Annotated in this window: 18 protein-coding genes; 9 read left to right on the forward strand and 9 right to left on the reverse strand. The window is 60.3% G+C overall.

The window, feature by feature from the left end; all coding sequences use genetic code 11:
• Positions 1–3 precede the first annotated feature (3 nt).
• A complete protein-coding gene (locus ACQK2L_RS13910) occupies positions 4–1,674 on the reverse strand; it encodes a GxGYxYP domain-containing protein (protein WP_425397625.1) in 1,671 nt (556 codons plus the stop codon).
• Positions 1,675–1,865: 191 nt separating this feature from the next.
• On the opposite strand from ACQK2L_RS13910, the gene ACQK2L_RS13915 reads away from it, so the two are divergent.
• Together ACQK2L_RS13915 and ACQK2L_RS13920 are read left to right on the forward strand one after the other, a co-directional pair.
• The gene (locus ACQK2L_RS13915) at positions 1,866–2,399 is read left to right on the forward strand and encodes a hypothetical protein (RefSeq protein ID WP_425397626.1); all 534 of its coding nucleotides are present in this window, start codon (positions 1,866–1,868) and stop codon (positions 2,397–2,399) included.
• A gap of 23 nt (positions 2,400–2,422) precedes the next feature.
• On the forward strand, positions 2,423–2,992 hold the full coding sequence (locus tag ACQK2L_RS13920; protein WP_425397627.1) for a hypothetical protein: 570 nt from the start codon (positions 2,423–2,425) through the stop codon (positions 2,990–2,992).
• A gap of 30 nt (positions 2,993–3,022) precedes the next feature.
• Here the strand turns inward: ACQK2L_RS13920 and ACQK2L_RS13925 are convergent, their stop codons facing one another.
• Complete coding sequence (locus tag ACQK2L_RS13925) at positions 3,023–3,973, reverse strand: YHYH protein (RefSeq protein WP_425397628.1); 951 nt, start codon at positions 3,971–3,973, stop codon at positions 3,023–3,025.
• A 137-nt stretch (positions 3,974–4,110) separates the two neighbouring features.
• Here ACQK2L_RS13925 and ACQK2L_RS13930 point away from each other — a divergent pair, with 137 nt between their 5' ends.
• Both ACQK2L_RS13930 and ACQK2L_RS13935 read left to right on the forward strand, forming a co-directional pair.
• Positions 4,111–4,668 carry a hypothetical protein gene (locus ACQK2L_RS13930; RefSeq protein WP_425397629.1) on the forward strand — a complete coding sequence of 186 codons (558 nt, stop codon included), beginning with the start codon at positions 4,111–4,113 and terminating at the stop codon, positions 4,666–4,668.
• A 4-nt stretch (positions 4,669–4,672) separates the two neighbouring features.
• Positions 4,673–5,101 (forward strand): hypothetical protein, encoded by a 429-nt coding sequence (locus tag ACQK2L_RS13935; protein WP_425397630.1) that lies wholly within the window; start codon positions 4,673–4,675, stop codon positions 5,099–5,101.
• 10 nt (positions 5,102–5,111) lie between these two features.
• Here ACQK2L_RS13935 and ACQK2L_RS13940 read toward each other — a convergent pair whose 3' ends face one another.
• Positions 5,112–6,134, reverse strand: a complete 1,023-nt coding sequence (locus tag ACQK2L_RS13940) for a PIG-L deacetylase family protein (RefSeq protein ID WP_425397631.1) — start codon at positions 6,132–6,134, stop codon at positions 5,112–5,114.
• A gap of 136 nt (positions 6,135–6,270) precedes the next feature.
• On the opposite strand from ACQK2L_RS13940, the gene ACQK2L_RS13945 reads away from it, so the two are divergent.
• A complete protein-coding gene (locus ACQK2L_RS13945; RefSeq protein WP_425397632.1) occupies positions 6,271–6,705 on the forward strand; it encodes a hypothetical protein in 435 nt (144 codons plus the stop codon).
• 29 nt (positions 6,706–6,734) lie between these two features.
• Here ACQK2L_RS13945 and larE read toward each other — a convergent pair whose 3' ends face one another.
• The 4 genes from larE to ACQK2L_RS13965 form a co-directional block, all read right to left on the reverse strand.
• Positions 6,735–7,568, reverse strand: coding sequence for an ATP-dependent sacrificial sulfur transferase LarE (gene larE, locus ACQK2L_RS13950; RefSeq protein WP_425397633.1), 834 nt, complete (start codon positions 7,566–7,568; stop codon positions 6,735–6,737).
• A 143-nt stretch (positions 7,569–7,711) separates the two neighbouring features.
• Positions 7,712–8,512: a UvrB/UvrC motif-containing protein gene (locus ACQK2L_RS13955; protein WP_425397634.1), complete on the reverse strand. Its 801-nt coding sequence runs from the start codon at positions 8,510–8,512 to the stop codon at positions 7,712–7,714.
• A 110-nt stretch (positions 8,513–8,622) separates the two neighbouring features.
• On the reverse strand, positions 8,623–9,399 hold the full coding sequence (locus ACQK2L_RS13960) for a hypothetical protein (protein ID WP_425397635.1): 777 nt from the start codon (positions 9,397–9,399) through the stop codon (positions 8,623–8,625).
• A gap of 24 nt (positions 9,400–9,423) precedes the next feature.
• Positions 9,424–10,740, reverse strand: a complete 1,317-nt coding sequence (locus tag ACQK2L_RS13965) for a family 16 glycoside hydrolase (RefSeq protein ID WP_425397636.1) — start codon at positions 10,738–10,740, stop codon at positions 9,424–9,426.
• 270 nt (positions 10,741–11,010) lie between these two features.
• Here ACQK2L_RS13965 and recA point away from each other — a divergent pair, with 270 nt between their 5' ends.
• Both recA and ACQK2L_RS13975 read left to right on the forward strand, forming a co-directional pair.
• Complete coding sequence (recA, locus tag ACQK2L_RS13970) at positions 11,011–12,129, forward strand: recombinase RecA (RefSeq protein ID WP_425401095.1); 1,119 nt, start codon at positions 11,011–11,013, stop codon at positions 12,127–12,129.
• Between the two features lie 78 nt (positions 12,130–12,207).
• Positions 12,208–13,635 carry a trypsin-like peptidase domain-containing protein gene (locus tag ACQK2L_RS13975; RefSeq protein ID WP_425397637.1) on the forward strand — a complete coding sequence of 476 codons (1,428 nt, stop codon included), beginning with the start codon at positions 12,208–12,210 and terminating at the stop codon, positions 13,633–13,635.
• Here ACQK2L_RS13975 and ACQK2L_RS13980 read toward each other — a convergent pair.
• Positions 13,606–14,373 carry a dockerin type I domain-containing protein gene (locus ACQK2L_RS13980; protein WP_425397638.1) on the reverse strand — a complete coding sequence of 256 codons (768 nt, stop codon included), beginning with the start codon at positions 14,371–14,373 and terminating at the stop codon, positions 13,606–13,608. The two genes, ACQK2L_RS13975 and ACQK2L_RS13980, sit on opposite strands and share 30 nt — an antisense overlap.
• Positions 14,374–14,521: 148 nt before the next feature.
• Positions 14,522–15,226 (reverse strand): metallophosphoesterase family protein, encoded by a 705-nt coding sequence (locus ACQK2L_RS13985; protein ID WP_425397639.1) that lies wholly within the window; start codon positions 15,224–15,226, stop codon positions 14,522–14,524.
• 208 nt (positions 15,227–15,434) lie between these two features.
• On the opposite strand from ACQK2L_RS13985, the gene thiC reads away from it, so the two are divergent.
• Positions 15,435–16,775, forward strand: coding sequence for a phosphomethylpyrimidine synthase ThiC (gene thiC / locus ACQK2L_RS13990; protein ID WP_425401096.1), 1,341 nt, complete (start codon positions 15,435–15,437; stop codon positions 16,773–16,775).
• A 74-nt stretch (positions 16,776–16,849) separates the two neighbouring features.
• Entirely contained in the window at positions 16,850–17,215 is a 366-nt protein-coding gene (locus ACQK2L_RS13995) for a heavy-metal-associated domain-containing protein (RefSeq protein ID WP_425397640.1), read from the forward strand.
• Positions 17,216–17,223 lie beyond the last annotated feature (8 nt).

The following is a 17,223-nucleotide window of genomic DNA, read 5'->3' on the forward strand; positions in this document are numbered from 1 at the left end:
ACGCTACTTCGCTCGCGCGGCCGATTGCAACTGAAAGTAGTGGTCCGCCCGCACAAATTCGAGTTGCGGGTGTTCCTGTTTCAACTCGTCCGCGATTTTCACCAGCTCCTCGGGCTGCAACTCGCCCCAGATGTTGGCCTGGTACGAGACGAACTTGGGCTCGTTGCCATCATGGCGCTCGAGCTGCCGCGTGAGCGAGCGGCGGAACTCTCGTTGCGAGCCGCAGTAGCAGATAGCCAGGCGCTCGAACTTCAAGCGATCGTTCTCGACGCTAGACTGCACAAACGGATTGTCGCGAAAGTTCTGCACCGTCACGCCCAGCAGCGTCGGGCAGTGCTGTTCGTACGCGCGGCGTTGCATCTCCGTGGCGTTGTCCCAGATGGTCACCACCCGCAGGCCCGACCGCTCGAGGTAACGCGACGTGAGCTTCGCGTAGGCGTTCATCCTGGGCTCGGAGGTGAGGATTGTGCCCAGCGGCGCGCCGCGTTCGGTGAGCGTATTGACCGGCATCAAGTACCCCATGCCCGACGGGCCGCAGACCAGGCAATCGTTCTCGGTGGCCGTGTTGCGATAGTAACGCAGCATGTCCGGCGCGATGTCTACCAGCCCTGGCGAGATGGTCCAGTTCAGTGGCATCCGCCCGCGGACACTTTGCGTGCGATCCCAGATCCGCCGCATGGCGTGCTGCACGTACTGGATGTTGTCGCCGTCGCTGTAGAACATCGAGACGTACAACTTGTTCTCGAGTTCCGGAGTCGGCGGCAGCTCAGGCACCGGTACGTTGTGATCGCCGCCAGCGAACACCGTAGCGTTCATGAAGTGATCGGCCGGCATGGTGCCGATGCCGTACTTGGTGGCCGTGGTCACGCCCGAGCGTTCGGTGGTGTACCAGCCGAGCACGACCGCGTCGCCCGTCGGCATGTCGGCGAGAAACTTCTTCATCAGCTTGCGCTCGTCCGGCTGGCGGCAATCGAGCCACACCGCCGCCGCGCCGCACGCGGCCGCCAAATCGCGGGCGTGATGATAGTCGCCGCCGCGTCCTTCGGGTCGCGCGCTCAGCAGGAATCGTTGCTCACACTCTGGCCAGTAATGTTCGTGCAGGTGCTCGTATACCTCGATGGCGTTCGATAGCTCGAGCTTGGTTAGATCTTCCACCACAGGCAAATCGATACCCTGCTCGCGCAATCGCTCCAGCGTGCCGGGCGTGACTGGCAGCGCCCTGCGAAGTCCCGCCACGGTGGCGGCCAGGTTTCGCAGGTGGGCGTTCTCGCTCGGGTCGTACAGCACCAACCCTTCGACCTCGCCGGAGTACAGAGCCAACAGGTCGAACTTGTCGCGGTAGTTGAATGTCTTGCCGAGCTTCCAGCCACACGTTTCTAGCCAGGTCTTCCAGCCTTCCTCGCTGCGCCGCTGGACGAGCCAGATCCGTGGCCGCGTGCGATTCACCTGCCCCGCGAGCGCGACGAACGTCAGCTGCTCGTCCGGGGTGAGTGACTGTACCGCGATCGCATGAAGCTCCTCGGCCGGCTTCGCAAAGTGCGGTAGCAGCTGCCCCTCGGGCCATGTGATTCCCTCGTTCGACTCAGCCCACAGTGGTCCTGCCAAAGTGAAACACAAGCAGACCAGCAGCGGCAGAAGACTCCAGCGGCAAATGGTGATCGACGAACGGCTCATACAGTTCTCATTCGGGAGGCACTTCGCACCGCAGGCGAGCGGGGCAGGGGGGATAGTCTATTAGAACGACCCGCGGCGGCGGTTTCCAGTCGGAAGGCGACTGAATGGTGTGGCATGCGGGGAGTAGGTATACTGCACGGGTCGCCGCCAGACAGGGTGGTGAGACGACGGAACCCACAAGCAGCATTTCAATGGACCTACTGCAATCCAAGCTGTTAGCGTGGCTCGTGGCAGCCGTTGTAGCCGCCTTGGTGGGCTATGTCGCGTGCGGCGTTTGGGTCGTCCGTGATGCAAAACGATACGGACAAGGTGGCGGCTCCATCGCCGTGCTCATCTACCTGCTCGGTCCCTTGGCAGCGATCATGTGGTGGTTTGCGCGACCGAAACAGGACGATCAAGGTCGAAATGCCGGCACTCCAACCGGCGCGAACGACGCAGCGCGGGCGCGTCGAGTTCTATTTGGTTTGGTGTTCAGCGCATCACTGGCGATCATCGGTGGGATGCTATGTATTTGGTTTGCACTCAATCTCTACATCATCGATGCACGGACTAGCTCCCTTGGTGTCGAACCCACGGCACTGGAAGAATGGAGGCAAGACTTGTATTGGAACTTGCTCAAGCTATCCCTGCTCGCCTTCATTGGGGGCCTGATACACACCACAATTTCCATTGTGTTGCTCAGGCAGATCGAGCGCAGGGTTTCACCAAGGAAAGGTAATGTCTGAAGAAGCCGAAAGGCATTAGTCTCATGGAACTACTATTCATTCTTGTCGGGGGCGTCTTGCTGATAGCCAGTATTGTCGGCTATGTCTGGTCTGGCGTGTGGGTGGTTCGCGATGCGAAGCGGGTGGGAAAAATCAGCTTCCCGATGGCAGCGCTAGTTTTCTTGTTCGGTCCCATCGCCGCGTTGGGCTGGTGGCTTACTCGACCGAAAGAACTCAAGAAGCCGTCCGCGTACGCCGATGCCCAGGACGCCAGCCGTGCCCGCGAACTACTGGGCATGCTGGCGTTGAGCAGCCTGCTTGCGATAGCCGGAGTCGTTGGTAGCGTGGTGATCGCTCACCATTGCGAGCGCATCGATCGAGAGAGCGCGGCAAGCCGATCCTTCTACGGAAGTGGTGGCTATTCGAATACGGAGAAAGACACCTTGGTGGAGCCGTACTTGGCGTTTAGATGGACCGTCTACTTTGTTATCTTCGTTGGCTTGTTGGGCATGGTGATCACCGGCAATGCGTTATGGCAGCACAGGTCGCGGGGCATGAGGTCTGGGCCAACCGCCCCGGCTATTCCGCTGCCAATGAACCGCCGCCGCCGATGAACTTGGGCGCCTGCAGGAGGAGTCCTGGCACTACCGCGGCGGCCGACGCCGGCGACCCTCCGGGCCGCGGCGCTCGAAGTCTTTAGAGGGAGTGCCGCGGAACGCGCGGGGGATCACTGGCCAGTCTTCGGTCAAGAAGTACGCGTAGGTGCCCTCGGGGAATTCGGGCGTGACGCAGTGCCGACCGTTGCACTCGTCGAGGTTGCCGGTGCCGGGCACGTGCTCGTAGTCGGCCACGAACGTGCCATCGTAGGTGCCGCCCGGTTGATCGATGCCGCCGGGGCGCCGGCCCTGCTTCAAGCGATAGCTCGACTTGACCGCGACAATCGACGACTCCGCATCGCTCTGCTTTTCGAATCCGTACACGGCATAGATCGGAAAGCCATCGGCCGCCCAACCTACCAGCGGCGAGTGCTTCTTGTCGGAAAGCTCCACCTGGTCCAAGAGCCCAGTCGGCAGTCCGTGGTAGTGGTACGCACCGCTAGGCTGCACGTGGGCGTGGCTCATGTCGATACCCAAACGGATCGCGCCGGACAGTGGTTCGTACTGCCAAGGGCCGTCGCGCTTGCCAAGGTAGAACTCCGCGGCCCCGGGATCGAACGGCACCCCGTTCACAGCAATGCCGAGCGGCTGACGCACCAGCGGCGTTATCTCCTCGGCCTCTTTTGGCTCGGCGGGGATGCGAAACTCGTACCGCTGCGCGCGAATGGGGTTAGGGTTGCCACCGTTGGGAAACCGGCCCGTCTTGTGGTCGGGAATACCGTTAGCGCGGATGACGCGATACTCGCCCTCGACCTTGATTTCGACGTCCGGTTTTTCTTTGGGCCGCGAGCGACTCGGCACCAGGGGAAGCTTGCCGCGGGACTGAGTCACCGAGTGCCGCCGCATCGGTGGTCCCTGCGGCGGTTGCGCAATGGCCATGGTGACCGCGCCCAGTGTCAGAAGTCCAGCGGTGCAAATGGTGCGTCGCGTGAGTTTCATCCTGTTCCTCGCGAGTTTGGTTGTGTTGCTAGTATACCAACCCTCGCGGAGCTAGGAGGTTTCGCGTGTGTACTAGGATGGTGGGGGGCCTATACTGTTTGGGAGGATGCAGTTTGCCGTCGGTGTGAGACCAGCCAATGAACAACCAAGACAGCGCATCACCGGCGAGAACCGTTCTGCTGCTGATGCTCTGCATCGCCGCCTGGCCCATCGCGTTTCTATCGGTGCTGCTTATTTGGCGAGCGGTCGATCGATTCGAGGGCCAGCGCGAGGTCTTGGAGTTCGTCGAGGCGCATCAGGCCATCGTTGCCGAGCGGCTCAAAGACCCCCGAGTGTACTCCTTCCGAATTGCTCCCGATCCGGAAGACGACTCGCGGCTGCTTATCGAGTGGGAGGTGGCCGACAGGGACACTTACCTGATGCTCGACAAGGACGTCGGCGACTGGGTTCAACTATCGCAACCGCCAACGATGCGCTGCAACCTTCGATCGAACGAAGGGTTGCCGAACGACTTTGGCGCGATGGCCTACGGGATCGGTCAACTGGGGGAGACCATGTTTCGAGTGAAAATGGCGGTAGCGATCGCCACGCTGGTAGTGCTAATCTCGTTGGCAGGATATGGAGCTACGAACTGGCTGCGCAAAAATCAACCTCACAACACAGCAGCGGAGCATTTCCCTGTCGACGAAGCGTGACAAAATGGACGACAACAACCCCTACCAATCGTCGAACGCAGAGCCCAAGCCACTGGAACGCTCGAAGCCGTTCTTGCTAAAGTTGTTGCTCGTGGTGTTGAGCACTTCGATCGGTTGCGGGCTGGCGGCGACTATTGGGTATTGGGGCGAGACACGCATTGGTTCCGCTGTGCCCGCGGTGCTGGCGATGGCCATACTGCCTGCAGTTGGGGCCTGGTTTGCCGGAATTCGCGATCCGGATCAGTTGCTGAAGATCGCTGCGTACGGAGTAGGTGTTTTTCTCTTGTGCTACGCGTTGCGGCCGCGGGTGGCAGGCAGATTTCCTCCAGGGAAACCGAACCCCAACGATCGGGTTTCAGCGTACATGTTCGTTCCGTCGTCCCTGCTGGCGGTGATCGGCGCAGGCTTCGCTTGCCGGCGGGAAGAGCAGTAACAGCTCCTCGTCACGGCACGTTGATCCGGTGGCTTCGCTTGTCGATCACTTCGTGGTTCGACATTCGCGAGTGCTTCAGGTCTTCGGGCGAGATGGGCAGGTAATAGTGCCGGGTGCTGTAGAGGCTGATGAACCCTTCGGCGTAGGCCATGCCGATCTGGCGGCCGAAGGCCCCGTCGCACGTTTCGATGCGCTTGCGGGCGTATGGGCCGTTGTATCCTTGCGACTCAAGGGCGTCGAAGCAGGCAACTTTCTTCTCCGCCATGTCGGTGATGTCGACAAACACGTCGTTGTAGAAGCCGCCCTCGGAACTCGAAAGATGCGTCCGCTCGGCCGCCGAGCCTTGGCCGAAGAAGAACACCTGTGTCACCTTGTGTGGCGGATTGGTGTCGCCGGGATCGACGCCGCCGGCAAACGACTTGGCGTACATCACGATCTGTCCGGTCGTGGCGTGGGCGGAGCCGTATCCACCGTTCTCGTTCGGTAGATGCGTCAACAGAATGTCGGGACGCAGCGTGCGAATCAGTCGCGCGATCTTGCGGATCATCGGTTCATTCACCAGCAGCACCGCGTCGTCCGCGCCCAGGAAGAACACATCCGACTCGCGAATGCCCAAGATGCCACACGCTTTGACCACTTCGGCCTGCTTGACCTTCGAGCGTTCTTCCATCATCGCGTTGAGCTTTTCCGCCTCAGGCACCGATACAGCGTGTTCCATATCGTCGGAGATCACCTTGTCGTGCACCCGCACGCCGGTGGTCATTACGGCGCAGTACACCCGGTCGCCCCGCGCGACATGATGCGCCATGGTGCCGCCACACTGATCGAACACGTCGGCCGGGTGCGCACCGACGACCAGAATGGTGAGACCTTCGGCAGACTTTTCGCCAACGCTTGGTGTCGCGGGCTGGTCCACGGACGCCGTGGTGGCGGATTCGTCCTGGGCACCTGCCAGAAAGCCGATACTTAGCAGGGCAACCAAAGTGAGCAGCAGAGCACGGTTGGCTTGGAATCGAGAGAGCAGCGACTTCATGGCAGGGGGCCCCTGGGGTTGTATGCAGTCGTATACACTTCGCTGCGGCTCATTCTGGCGATACCAGCTCAGAAAGTCCAGCCGTTTCCCCGGTATTCTGTTAGAGTGCCCGCTCAACCAACACGGAGGTGCCACGGTGCGCTACTCGATGCGGCGACTACTGATAGCGATGACGCTGGCCTCGATCTACGCGGGAGTGGCCTTCGGCTCGCCACCGCGTCTGGCATTAGTGCTGCTTGGGCTGTTGAGCTTTGTGATGCCCGCCATCTATGTCGGAGGCGTGGTCTACTCGCGCCGTAATTGGCGAGCATTTTGGATTGGCACCGCGGTTTGTGGGTTCATTCCTGCGTTGTATGTCGACTGGATCGTGGTCGTCTTCAGTCTGGATTTCGATGAAGACTTTTGGTTTCAGCTATTCTCTCGTTCCGAGAGTTCGGATTTTGTGATAGGGGTCGTGATGCTGGTGGTCGCCCAGACGCTGCCCTGTCTTGGAGGGCTGGCGTGCGTCGTGATGCGGCGACTCTTCAAATCGCAGCGCATGATCATGCCCACCGCCAGCGCGGAATCTTAAGCGGCAGTAAGAATTGCAGCGAGGTCGCTTTACTGCACGACCGGCAGTACTGCGTTCAGGCTTCCAGAACGGAAGCCGGCTAGATCGATCGTGATGTAGCGGAAGCCCAAGTGCTCGAATTCTTCTTGAAGCCAGTCGCGAATTGCCGGCTCGGTGAACGCGGAAATCGAGTCGAGCGGCACTTCGATGCGAGCGAGATTGTCGTCGTGCAGACGCACGCGGCACTCACAGATTCCCAGGCTGTGCAGTCGTTGCTCAGCCTGTTCGATCATCCGCAGTCGCTGCGGCGTGACCTGCTGGCCGTAAGCCAAGCGGCTTGCCAGGCAGGGCGATGGGGGTTTGTCCCACACTTCGAGGTCCCAGTGGCGAGCGAGCAGGCGTACTGCCTCTTTGTCGAGTTCGCAATCGGCCAACGGTGTGCGGACGCCCGCCTTGCCAGCAGCCGCCAAGCCGGGACGGTAGTCGGTCAGATCCTCGGCAATGGTTCCATTGGCGATCGTGGCAAAACCGTACTCGTCGGCATAACCGCGGAGCACGCCGTACAGTTCTTGTTTGCAATGGAAGCAGCGGTCGGGCGGGTTGGCCACGTACTCGGAGTTCTCCATCTCCGCGGTCGGAATCTCCACGTGCCGAATGCCGATGCTCTCGGCCACTCGACGAGCGACCAGCAACTCGCTTTTGGGAACCGCGGGCCCCACCCCGGTAATCGCCACCGCACAGTCGCCCAGCGCCAAGTGTGCCGCTTTGGCCACCACAGCGCTGTCGACACCTCCAGAGAATGCTACCACACAGCTTTCGTAGCTGCGGAGTTGCGCAATAAGTTGATCAGCCTGCACGTCGATGGTCATGGTGGGCTTATACATGGCCTCGGTCCCGAAAGCATACGTCTTGTCGCAGTGTAGGAACCCCAACAGCGAACGACCAATTTACCATTCGTGGATATCCGCAGCCACAGGAACTGGAACAGATTTCGGATAAATTGATCTATATTTGCTAGGTAGTGAGTTCAGGGTAGTTGCGGTGGCTGGGGATCTTCCAGGCGGCGCAATTGGTCGCGCAGCTCCGCCGCTTCCTCGTATCGCTCCTCAGCAATGGCCTGTTCGAGTTCGTCGCGGAGCTGCTCGACGGGGTCGACAGCCGCATCGTCGTCCTCATCGCTAGCACCGCTTTTGCCCACCACCTCTTTCCGCCAGCGGCGGAGAAACTGCAGTTCGCCCAGCCGATCGGCCTGATCTTCCTGCCCGTAATCGGCCAGGAACTCCTCCAATCGACGAATGCCAGCATCGATTACATTGGTGGCGGCCTCCCACTCTTCCAGCTCCACCAGCGGAGTCGCAACCGCGCGTGCATGCATCATCGTCACGTACGGACGCCATTGGTCGAATTGCAGCTTGTCGCGATCGTTGCGGGCGTGATTCCGCACGAAGCGGAATAGTTCCAGATTTCGAGAAGTATCTCGGGCGCAAAGTTCATAGCGACCAAGGTGCCAGAAACTCAGGTAGCGGTGGTAGTACTGCACCCCTTCGCGCAACAGCTCCACACAGTCTTCGGGCTCAAGCAAATAGCGCGCCGCGTCGGGATTCGCTTGGTCGTGTTCTTGTTGCTGCTGTCGATGGTACTCGAGCCACGACTCGCAGTCGTTGATCCGCTGTCCGTCCGGCCGCCCGTCCACATGCATTTGCAGGACACCTAGATCGAGCCGCAGTTGAATCCGCTCGACGTCGTCGTCGGTTTTGATGCTCCGCACGGTAACTTCATCCGGTTGGAAGGCCCACTCTCGGAGAATCGGATCAATATCAGGCGACACGGCAAACCCACTACAGCAAAAGTTGGATCAATCTGTTGCACACGACGAGGTTGCCGCGATACTTTGATTATAGCCCGCAACTGCCAAATGTGACAAAGGGCAGAAATGCGCTACTGTGCGAGCCACACGGCCACAATCGCCGGAGCACACGCGAGCACAGCGGCCACGGCAAACAGCGCCCACAGAGGCAGCATGGCGAACAGCCGCAGGCGTGTGCCGACACGTTCTACCACTTGCGAAGCGCTCGTGGTGAACGTCTCGACCGCGTCGGAGTATCCCGAGAGTTGCCCAAGGGTCGAGTGCGTCATCTGTTCGATGCGCTCATGTTGCGCAGCAACGTCGGGACTGCGCGATGCGCGCTTGATCACCAGCGACACCGCCGACCCAATCGTGCGGCGGTAGACCCACAAGAGCGGCGATGCAAGAAAGCCGAACACGCGGCTCACAGCCCGCTCGACCGCTGGCATCAACACGCGCGAGTGGACCTGCTCGAACAACTCCTCGCCGGTGGGAAGTTCCAGCTCACCGGCGCCGAGTTGTTGATAGTCGCTGGCCGCCCGGCGCGTGATCTCTAAGCCCTGACCAAGTAGCGATTGAATGTTGCCTAGCGCCGTGCGCACCACTCGCAGCACGCCCAGCAGCACGCCGAGTGCCACGCTCGCCGCGAGCGAGTAGGCGCTCACCACTAGCCATGGCAGTGTCGATAATTCGCTGTAGCTGCGAATGAGCCCACAAGCAACCGCCGTCAGCAAACCGGCCACCGCCGCGGTCGCTACGACCTTGCGAATCGCGCCCGGCACGCTGATCAGTTCCACCAAGTGGTCGACCAACGCGTCGGTGCGGTATTTGGAGAGGTCGAGTTGGTTGGCGGGAGGAGACGTTTCCATACGGACTCCGAATGATGGCGATGCTTACAGCTCTCGCACAGTAATGTCGCGGAACTGCACTTCGCTTCCGACATGGTTCTCGAGTTTGAACTTACCCCGCTGCGGTTGGCCAAAGTAAGGGTGCAATCGAGAGAACTTGCTGTCCTTCACGCGGGCGTGCCAATCGTCGGTCAAGAAGTCATACTCGAGAATCAATTCGCCGTTGAGCCAGTGTTCGACGTGGTTGTCGTGGACCACGATGCGGGTGTGGTTCCACTCGCCGTGTGGGCGGACTGGTTTGCCGGCGTCGGGGCCGTACAGGTCGATGTTTGAGCCTGTGGAATTATCGGCCGACGGTTTATAGCCTCGCGTCAGGTCGTCGGCCAGTTGGTACTCGGGGCCGAGCCAGATGTAGCGATAGTCGGCTACGCGATAGAAAATGCCACCGTTGCCTTTGGGAGGCAAACGCCACTCGGCCTCGAACTCGAAGTCGCCTACTTCCTTGGTGGTAAACGCGTCCTCGCCCCAGCCGGTCACCGCCAGCGTGCCATCGACCACAGCCCAACCCTTGGGCGGCGTGTCGCCATCTTCGTTGGTCCAGCCGTCGAGCGTCTTGCCATCGAACAATGTGGTCTTCGCCGGAACCTCTTCGTCCATCAATTCGGCCACCTTCGACTCGATAGCATCCGCCCAGCGCTGGTAGCCCTCCTTCGACAGATGCAAGAAGTCGGGCATGATCTCCTTGCTGAGCGTGTCATCGTCTTCCAGGAACACGGGACCGATGTCCAAATAGTGAATGGTCTCCCAGTCGGCCAATTCGCTGATGCTCTGATTCACCTCTTCGATTTTGGCGCGAAACGGATCGTCGGCCGCCTGGCCTCGTGGGAATACACCGAGCAGAAGGATCTTGGTATCGGGAGTCGCCTTGCGAACCGAATCGACCACCGCCTGGATACCTTCGATGGTGTCGGCGGGCCCAAAACGATTGCGACCCAGGTTGTTCGTGCCGATCATGATCACCGCCAGCTTGGGCGACTGACCGGCCAGGTTGCCGTTCTCGATGCGATACACCACGTGCTGGGTCTGGTCGCCGCCGATGCCCAGGTTGCCGACGTTTCGCTTTTCGTAGAACTGTTGCCAAACGGCCTTGCCGCCGCCATCCCAGCCATCGGTGATCGAGTCTCCGATAAACACCAGGTCCCACTTGCTCTGCTTCGCCTTCTCGTTGATTGCTTCATGCCGCTTGAGCCAGCGAGCATCGCGGGGCGATGGCTGAGTCGTGGCATCCGACGCTTGGCTGCTGCCAGGCAAGCACAGGCTGGCGAGAACCAACGTGAGAGCGTGTGCGTATCGGGATCGCATGTTGGTGGTCTCCAGAGAGAAAGTTTTCCGCCAAAGGTTACCTAGTTTACCACTCCGTTGGTCCCCGGGCGACCAGCCTTTCGGGGCATTTTGGGTGAGAAAACTTGTAAAAAATCCTCTTGCATGGATGGGTGAACATCGATATAGTATTCGTGCGTACAGTATATCGAAACCAGCTCCTCCCCCGGCCGCCCGCTTGCGTGCCACCTAACCTGTGATAAATAAAGAGGGAATTGAAACATGGTCGCCACCGCAACCCAGAACAACCGTATGGCCAAGAAATCGCAGAGTAAGAAGTCCTCCAAAGAGTCGAACAAGGCGAAAAGCCCCAAATTGGCCATGCTGGAGAACAGTCCCGACTTGAAGAACACCGTGGCTGCCATCGAAAAGCAGTTCGGCGACGGGGCCATTATGCCCCTGGGAAGCGACGCCGATCGTCGTATCGAAGGCATTCTGACCGGCAGTTTATCGCTCGACATGGCCCTGGGCGGGCAGGGGGTTCCCCGAGGCCGCATCATCGAGGTGTTCGGCCCCGAGTCCAGCGGTAAGACCACCCTGGCCCTGCACGTCGTGGCCAGCGCCCAGAAGGCTGGCGGCATCGCCGCGTTTATCGACGCCGAGCACGCCCTCGACCCGAGCTGGGCTCGGAAATTGGGGGTTGACCTCGAAACCCTGCTGGTCAGTCAGCCAGGCCACGGCGAAGAGGCGATGCACATCACCGAGATGTTGATTAAGAGTAACGCGGTCGACGTGATCGTGGTCGACTCGGTTGCCGCTCTGGTGCCCAAGAAGGAACTCGATGGCGAAATTGGCGATTCCCACGTCGGCCTGCAAGCTCGTCTGATGAGCCAGTCGATGCGCAAGCTGACCGCAGCGATCGCCAAGGCCAAGACCACCGTGATCTTCATCAACCAGATTCGTGAGAAGATCGGTGTCATGTTCGGCAGCCCCGAAACCACGCCGGGCGGACGGGCGCTGAAATTTTACTCTTCTTGCCGTATCGACGTCCGCAAGATTGGGCAGCTTAAAGACGGCGAAGAAGTGGTTGGCCAGCGAGTGCGGACGCGCGTGGTGAAAAACAAGGTCGCTCCGCCGTTCCGCGTTGCGGAATTCGACATGATGCACAAAGATGGTATCAGCTACGAAGGTGACATCATCGATTTGGGGTTGGAGCAAAAAGTGGTCGCCCGCACTGGTGCGTGGTTCCGCTACGGCGACATGCAACTGGGCCAAGGCAAAGAAAAAGCCCGGTTGTTCTTGAAGGAGAATCCCAAGATCGCCGAGGAAATCAAAGATAAGATCCTTGCCGCTGGTGGCTTCGACGACCTGTTGTCAGCCAGTCCCAATGGACAAGCGGATGAGGACCCAGAGGGCGAAGAAGGGCTCTAGGCCAGGCACAATTGAGGGCGCATCGTTTTGAAGCGGCAACGAGAAACTTGGTGGCCGACATTACTCGGCGTGTGCTTCATGGCTCTCGGTGCGCCGATAGCCAGCGGGCAAGCGACCGGCAGCTTGCCGCCCGCGCTCGAGCAACTGGGTGAGTTGCAGGATTCATTGGCCGAGATGATTGCTCGTGTCGAGCCTTCGGTCGTAGCGGTGAGCCGCGCACCAGCGGCCCAGGCTGCCAATCGACGCGACCCGCTGTTTGATTTCGACAGCCGGTTTGGCGGGGTGCTTGGCGCTTCGCGCGATCCGTTCGAACCCAGCGGTGCTGGGGTGATCATCGCTGCCGACGGGTTGATCCTCACTCAGTATCTGAATGTCCGGCGGGGCGATGAGCATCTGGTCACGCTCGGCGATGGCCGCAAGCTGCCCGCCACCATCAAAGCAGCCGATCCGCGTAGCGGATTGGCCGTGCTGGAGGTGAGCGCGTCGGGTTTGCCGGCTCTCGAGTTTGGCGACGCCGACTCACTGGCCAAAGGACACTTCGTGCTCACGGTAGGCAATCCCCAGTCGATCATCACGAGCGGCCAGGCCACGGCCAGTTGGGGCATGGTTACCAACATCGCCCAACGAGCCACACCCACTACCAATCTCAATAATACGCGGGACGAAGAAGGGCTCAGCTACTCCACCACGCTGCACCACTTGGGAACGTTGATTCAAGTCGACGCGAAGCTCAACTGGAATTCAGGCGGCGGCGCGGTGGTCGACATGTCGGGCCGTCTGGTGGGCATCACGACGATCGCCGGCACGCTGCCTGGCCATGAGATGCCAGCTGGCTACGCGATTCCGATGAACAGAATCTTCCGTCGCATCGTCGACGACCTGAAAGCAGGCCGCGAGGTGGAATACGGCCTGCTGGGCCTTTCGCTTCAACCGCCGCAAGGTCAGGGCGCCTCCGGCGCCGTGGTAGGCCGAGTGGTACCCGGCAGCGCCGCTGCGCGGGCGGGCATACAGCCGGAGGATCGACTGATTGAGGTCAATGGCGAGGCGATCGAGACGGTCTCCGACCTGCAGCTTCACGTCAGCAGCCTGCCACCGAGCAAGCCAGTCTCCGTGCGGTTGGTGCGCAGCGGGCGAGAAGTCGATTTGCCGGTGACGCTTTCCAAGTACTACGTTCGCGGCGACAAGGTTTTCACCAGCGGAGTTCGCAGTTGGCGAGGGTTGAAGGTCGATTACTCCACGGCCTTTCCGACGATGGAAATTGAACAGGCCGCCCTGCAGTCGTTGGTCGATCCCGAGGGATGCGTGGTCATTACCGAAGTCGAACCAGGAAGCGCCGCCGATGCGTCCGGCATCAAACGCGGTATGTTCGTCAGTCATGTAGGCGATCAGCGCATCAGCACGCCGGACGAGTTCTACGCTGCCGTGGAGGGAGCGGATGAAACCGTGAATCTCCGCTTCACGGGTCCGCGCGCCAGCTCAGACGCGAAAGAGATTCCGGCGGAGTGAGCAACCGACAAACGCTGCCAGCCCAATCGCCAGCAGCGCCGCGCCGGGTTCGGGAATCGATACCGCTGTGGCCACAGGTAAAAAGGTAACATCTGGTGGCAGGGAGGTGGCGCCCAGGTTGTTGCGCCACAGGGAGTAGTCGACCAGGTTGACCTGCCCATCGGCATTGCCATCAGCTAGCAAACCGAGGCCCGACAGACCAAACGACTGTTTCCAAAGCTCATAGTCGCTGCCGTCGACCAAACCGTCTTCGTTGTAATCCCCGGTTGGGACGTAATTCACATTGACCGATTCAAAGGGTCCCAATTCATCGGACACGAGTGCCTCGATGTTACGCAGCGTGGTATTGTCCCAAATGGCGCCAAGGTAGAGGTACCCGCCAGGCGCCAACACGCCGCCTGTTCCTGTGAGTGCTCCTTCGCTCAACTCGGACGAGGTTGCCGGCAAAACCACGGTATCGGGCTCGATGATCAGCCAGGTTCCGGTGTTGTCTACGGAACCATCTCCCGCCGCGTCTCGCAGGTTGGCGACATGCAACCACTGTTGTGCCAGTAGTTCAGGATCTTCCTGGCTGATGGAATAGGCGACCAGAGTGTAGTCGCTCTCGCCCGAGTTGGTGAAGCGAAACTCGCCCGTGCCCATCCTCACCGTGGCCGATATATCCGCACGCCCCGGCATGGCCAGCGCGCAGGAGCAGACCATGAGCAAGGCAGTGGTGAAGAGGTTGGTCAAACGCATGGAAAAGGCGTGCGCGCTTCCGGTTCCGAGTGGGGTGTGTTCGTGGTGCGAGGCCCACCCCGCGATATCTCCCAGTATATCGAGCCCAGGGCGGGATTGCGAAGCTTTTGCGTGGCCGCGGCTACCCGTCGCCGGCCGTTTGTGCGGATTATTTGGAGGGATTCTCGCGATTTGGCACCGGCACCGGCGTTTCTCGGCCGTCGCGAGGCTGGCCTTGGGCGTCCACCTGCCACAACAACTCGTTGGACACATCCACGGCGGTGAGCCATTTTCCACCGCAGCAATAGGTGTCGATGCACAGCAGGTAATCCGCATCGAGCACTTCGCCATCCTTCTGCGATGTGTGCCCGACCACGGCCGTCTTCCCGTTTCGGTGTGCTTTGGGCATCCGGTCTCGCAGCGACTGCCAACGCTCGTACCCCCATTCCTGTCGATCGAGCGGCACTCGTGCGTTGTAACTTCCATGTGCAAAAAAGTGCGTATCGATTTCGTAGTAGTCCTTCCAAGTGCGGATGTAGAGCAAGTGCTCGCGCGGCAGCTCCTGGGCCGAGGCGACACCGTAGGAAACCAGCGTATCGGTCCCTCCACACGAGAGCCAACTGATCGCCGTGCCCGGCCGATCCACGGCTGCTAGCAGCATCTCCTCATGGTTGCCGAACAACGGCACCAGGTTGCATCGATCGTCCGCATCCAGCATCAACTCGATAACGCGACGACTGCCGGGGCCGCGGTCGATGCAGTCGCCCAGGACCACCAGAGTGTCGTCTTGGGTCGGCTCGATGAGCTTGAGGATGGCAGCGAAGGCGTCGGCACAACCGTGGATGTCGCCGATCGCGATGACACGTTCGGGCATAGGCCTCGGCACTCCCGTCAGCAGTCTGCGAAACGGTGCATTGTTCCCGAAGCGGCCTTCCAGAGCAACAGGCCCGCGGGCCGCGCCCCATCTTTGACATCAAGTGCCACGGCGGTAGGATGATACAAACTCCATTCCTCCCTGTGGTTACGACGCGGCGCCGTCGAGCCATGGTTCCATTAGCAACTCGATCATCATGTCTCAACCCATTACACAGCTCGAACAGGCCCGCGCGGGAACCATTACTCCGGAAATGCAATTCGTTGCCGAGCGTGAAAAGCTCGAGCCGGAGTCGATTCGCAGCGAGGTGGCTGCCGGGCGGATGGTGATTCCGGCCAACACGGTCCACTTGGCGGGGCGACTGGAGCCGATGGCCATTGGCATCGCCGCCAAATGCAAGGTGAACGCCAACATTGGCAACTCGGCGGTTACCAGCAACATCGAAGGCGAACTCGAGAAACTACACCTGGCGGTCCACTTTGGCGCCGACACGGTGATGGACCTGTCGACCGGCAAGGACATCGACAACATTCGCAAAGCGATCATCGGGGCCTCGCCGGTGCCGATCGGTACGGTGCCGATCTATCAGATGCTTGAAGAGTTGGGCGGTGAAATCGAAGAGATGAAGCCGCAAAACTTCCTCGACATGGTCGAACACCAGGCCAAGCAGGGTGTCGACTACATGACCGTGCACTGCGGCGTGTTGATCGAGCACCTTACTCACACGATGAACCGCGTGACTGGCATCGTGAGCCGTGGTGGTTCTTTGATTGCCAAGTGGATGATGGCTCATCGCAAACAGAACCCGTTGTACGACTCGTTCGATGATCTATGCGACATCATGCGACAGTATGACGTCACTTGGAGCCTCGGCGACGGCCTGCGGCCTGGAAGTCTGGCCGACGCCAGCGACCACGCGCAGTTCGCGGAGCTCGACGTGCTGGGTGAACTCACCAAGCGAGGTCGCGAACGCGGTACGCAAGTCATGGTCGAAGGTCCTGGTCACGTGCCGATGGATCAGATCAAGATGAACGTCGATCGTCAGATCGAAGTGTGCGACGGCGCTCCGTTCTATGTGCTCGGCCCTTTGGTCACCGACGTTGCGCCGGGTTACGACCACATTACCAGCGGTATCGGCGCGGCATTGGCTGGTTGGGCCGGCGCGGCGATGCTGTGCTATGTGACACCCAAGGAGCACCTGGGCCTGCCCGAGCCCGAGGACGTGAAGCAGGGCATGGTGGCCTACAAGATTGCCGCCCACGCGGCGGATGTGGCGCGGCACCGCCCCGGCGCTCGCGATTGGGACGACGCCCTCTCGAAGGCACGGTTCGAGTTCGACTGGAACGAGCAGTTCCGCTTAGCGCTCGATCCCGAGACGGCCCGGGCGTACCACGATCAGACGCTGCCGCAGGACACGTTCAAAAGTGCCCAATTCTGCAGTATGTGCGGACCGAAGTACTGCTCGATGAAGATTACGCAGGATATCCGCAACATGTCGAGCGAACTTCCCAGCGGTGATGAACTGGTCGAGATCGCCACCGAGTCGTAAAATACCAGCCAACCACGCCCTCGGCCGCCAGCTGTCCGCGGCGGTCCATTCTCCTGAGAAGAGGAACCCTCCCCATGCGTATTCTGCTCGCCATTGCCTTGATGACGATTGTTACTTCGACTGGTTGCTCCGACTTGATGCAAACAGAGACCGTTGCAGTCGATGCCATTCCCGCCGCTCAACCGGTGGTCGTCGCATTCAACGAAGATGACAACCCAACGATCGAATTCAACGTTCCTGGACTGCACTGCGAACACTGCGCAGCGAGCGCTTGCGAATTGGTGAAGGCCATCGATGGAGTTGTCGACGTCCAGGCAAACGCAGAGACCAAGTTGGTCACCGTTGCCGTGAAGGACAAGGACTTCGACAGCGACAAAGCTCGCAAGGTGCTGGAAGAGCAATTCGGCGAAGCGACTTTGGTCGAGAGCGAAGAAGCTTAGGCGGCGCG

The sequence above is a fragment of the Aeoliella sp. genome (assembly GCF_965227375.1).
Taxonomy (GTDB): Bacteria; Planctomycetota; Planctomycetia; order Pirellulales; family Lacipirellulaceae; genus Aeoliella.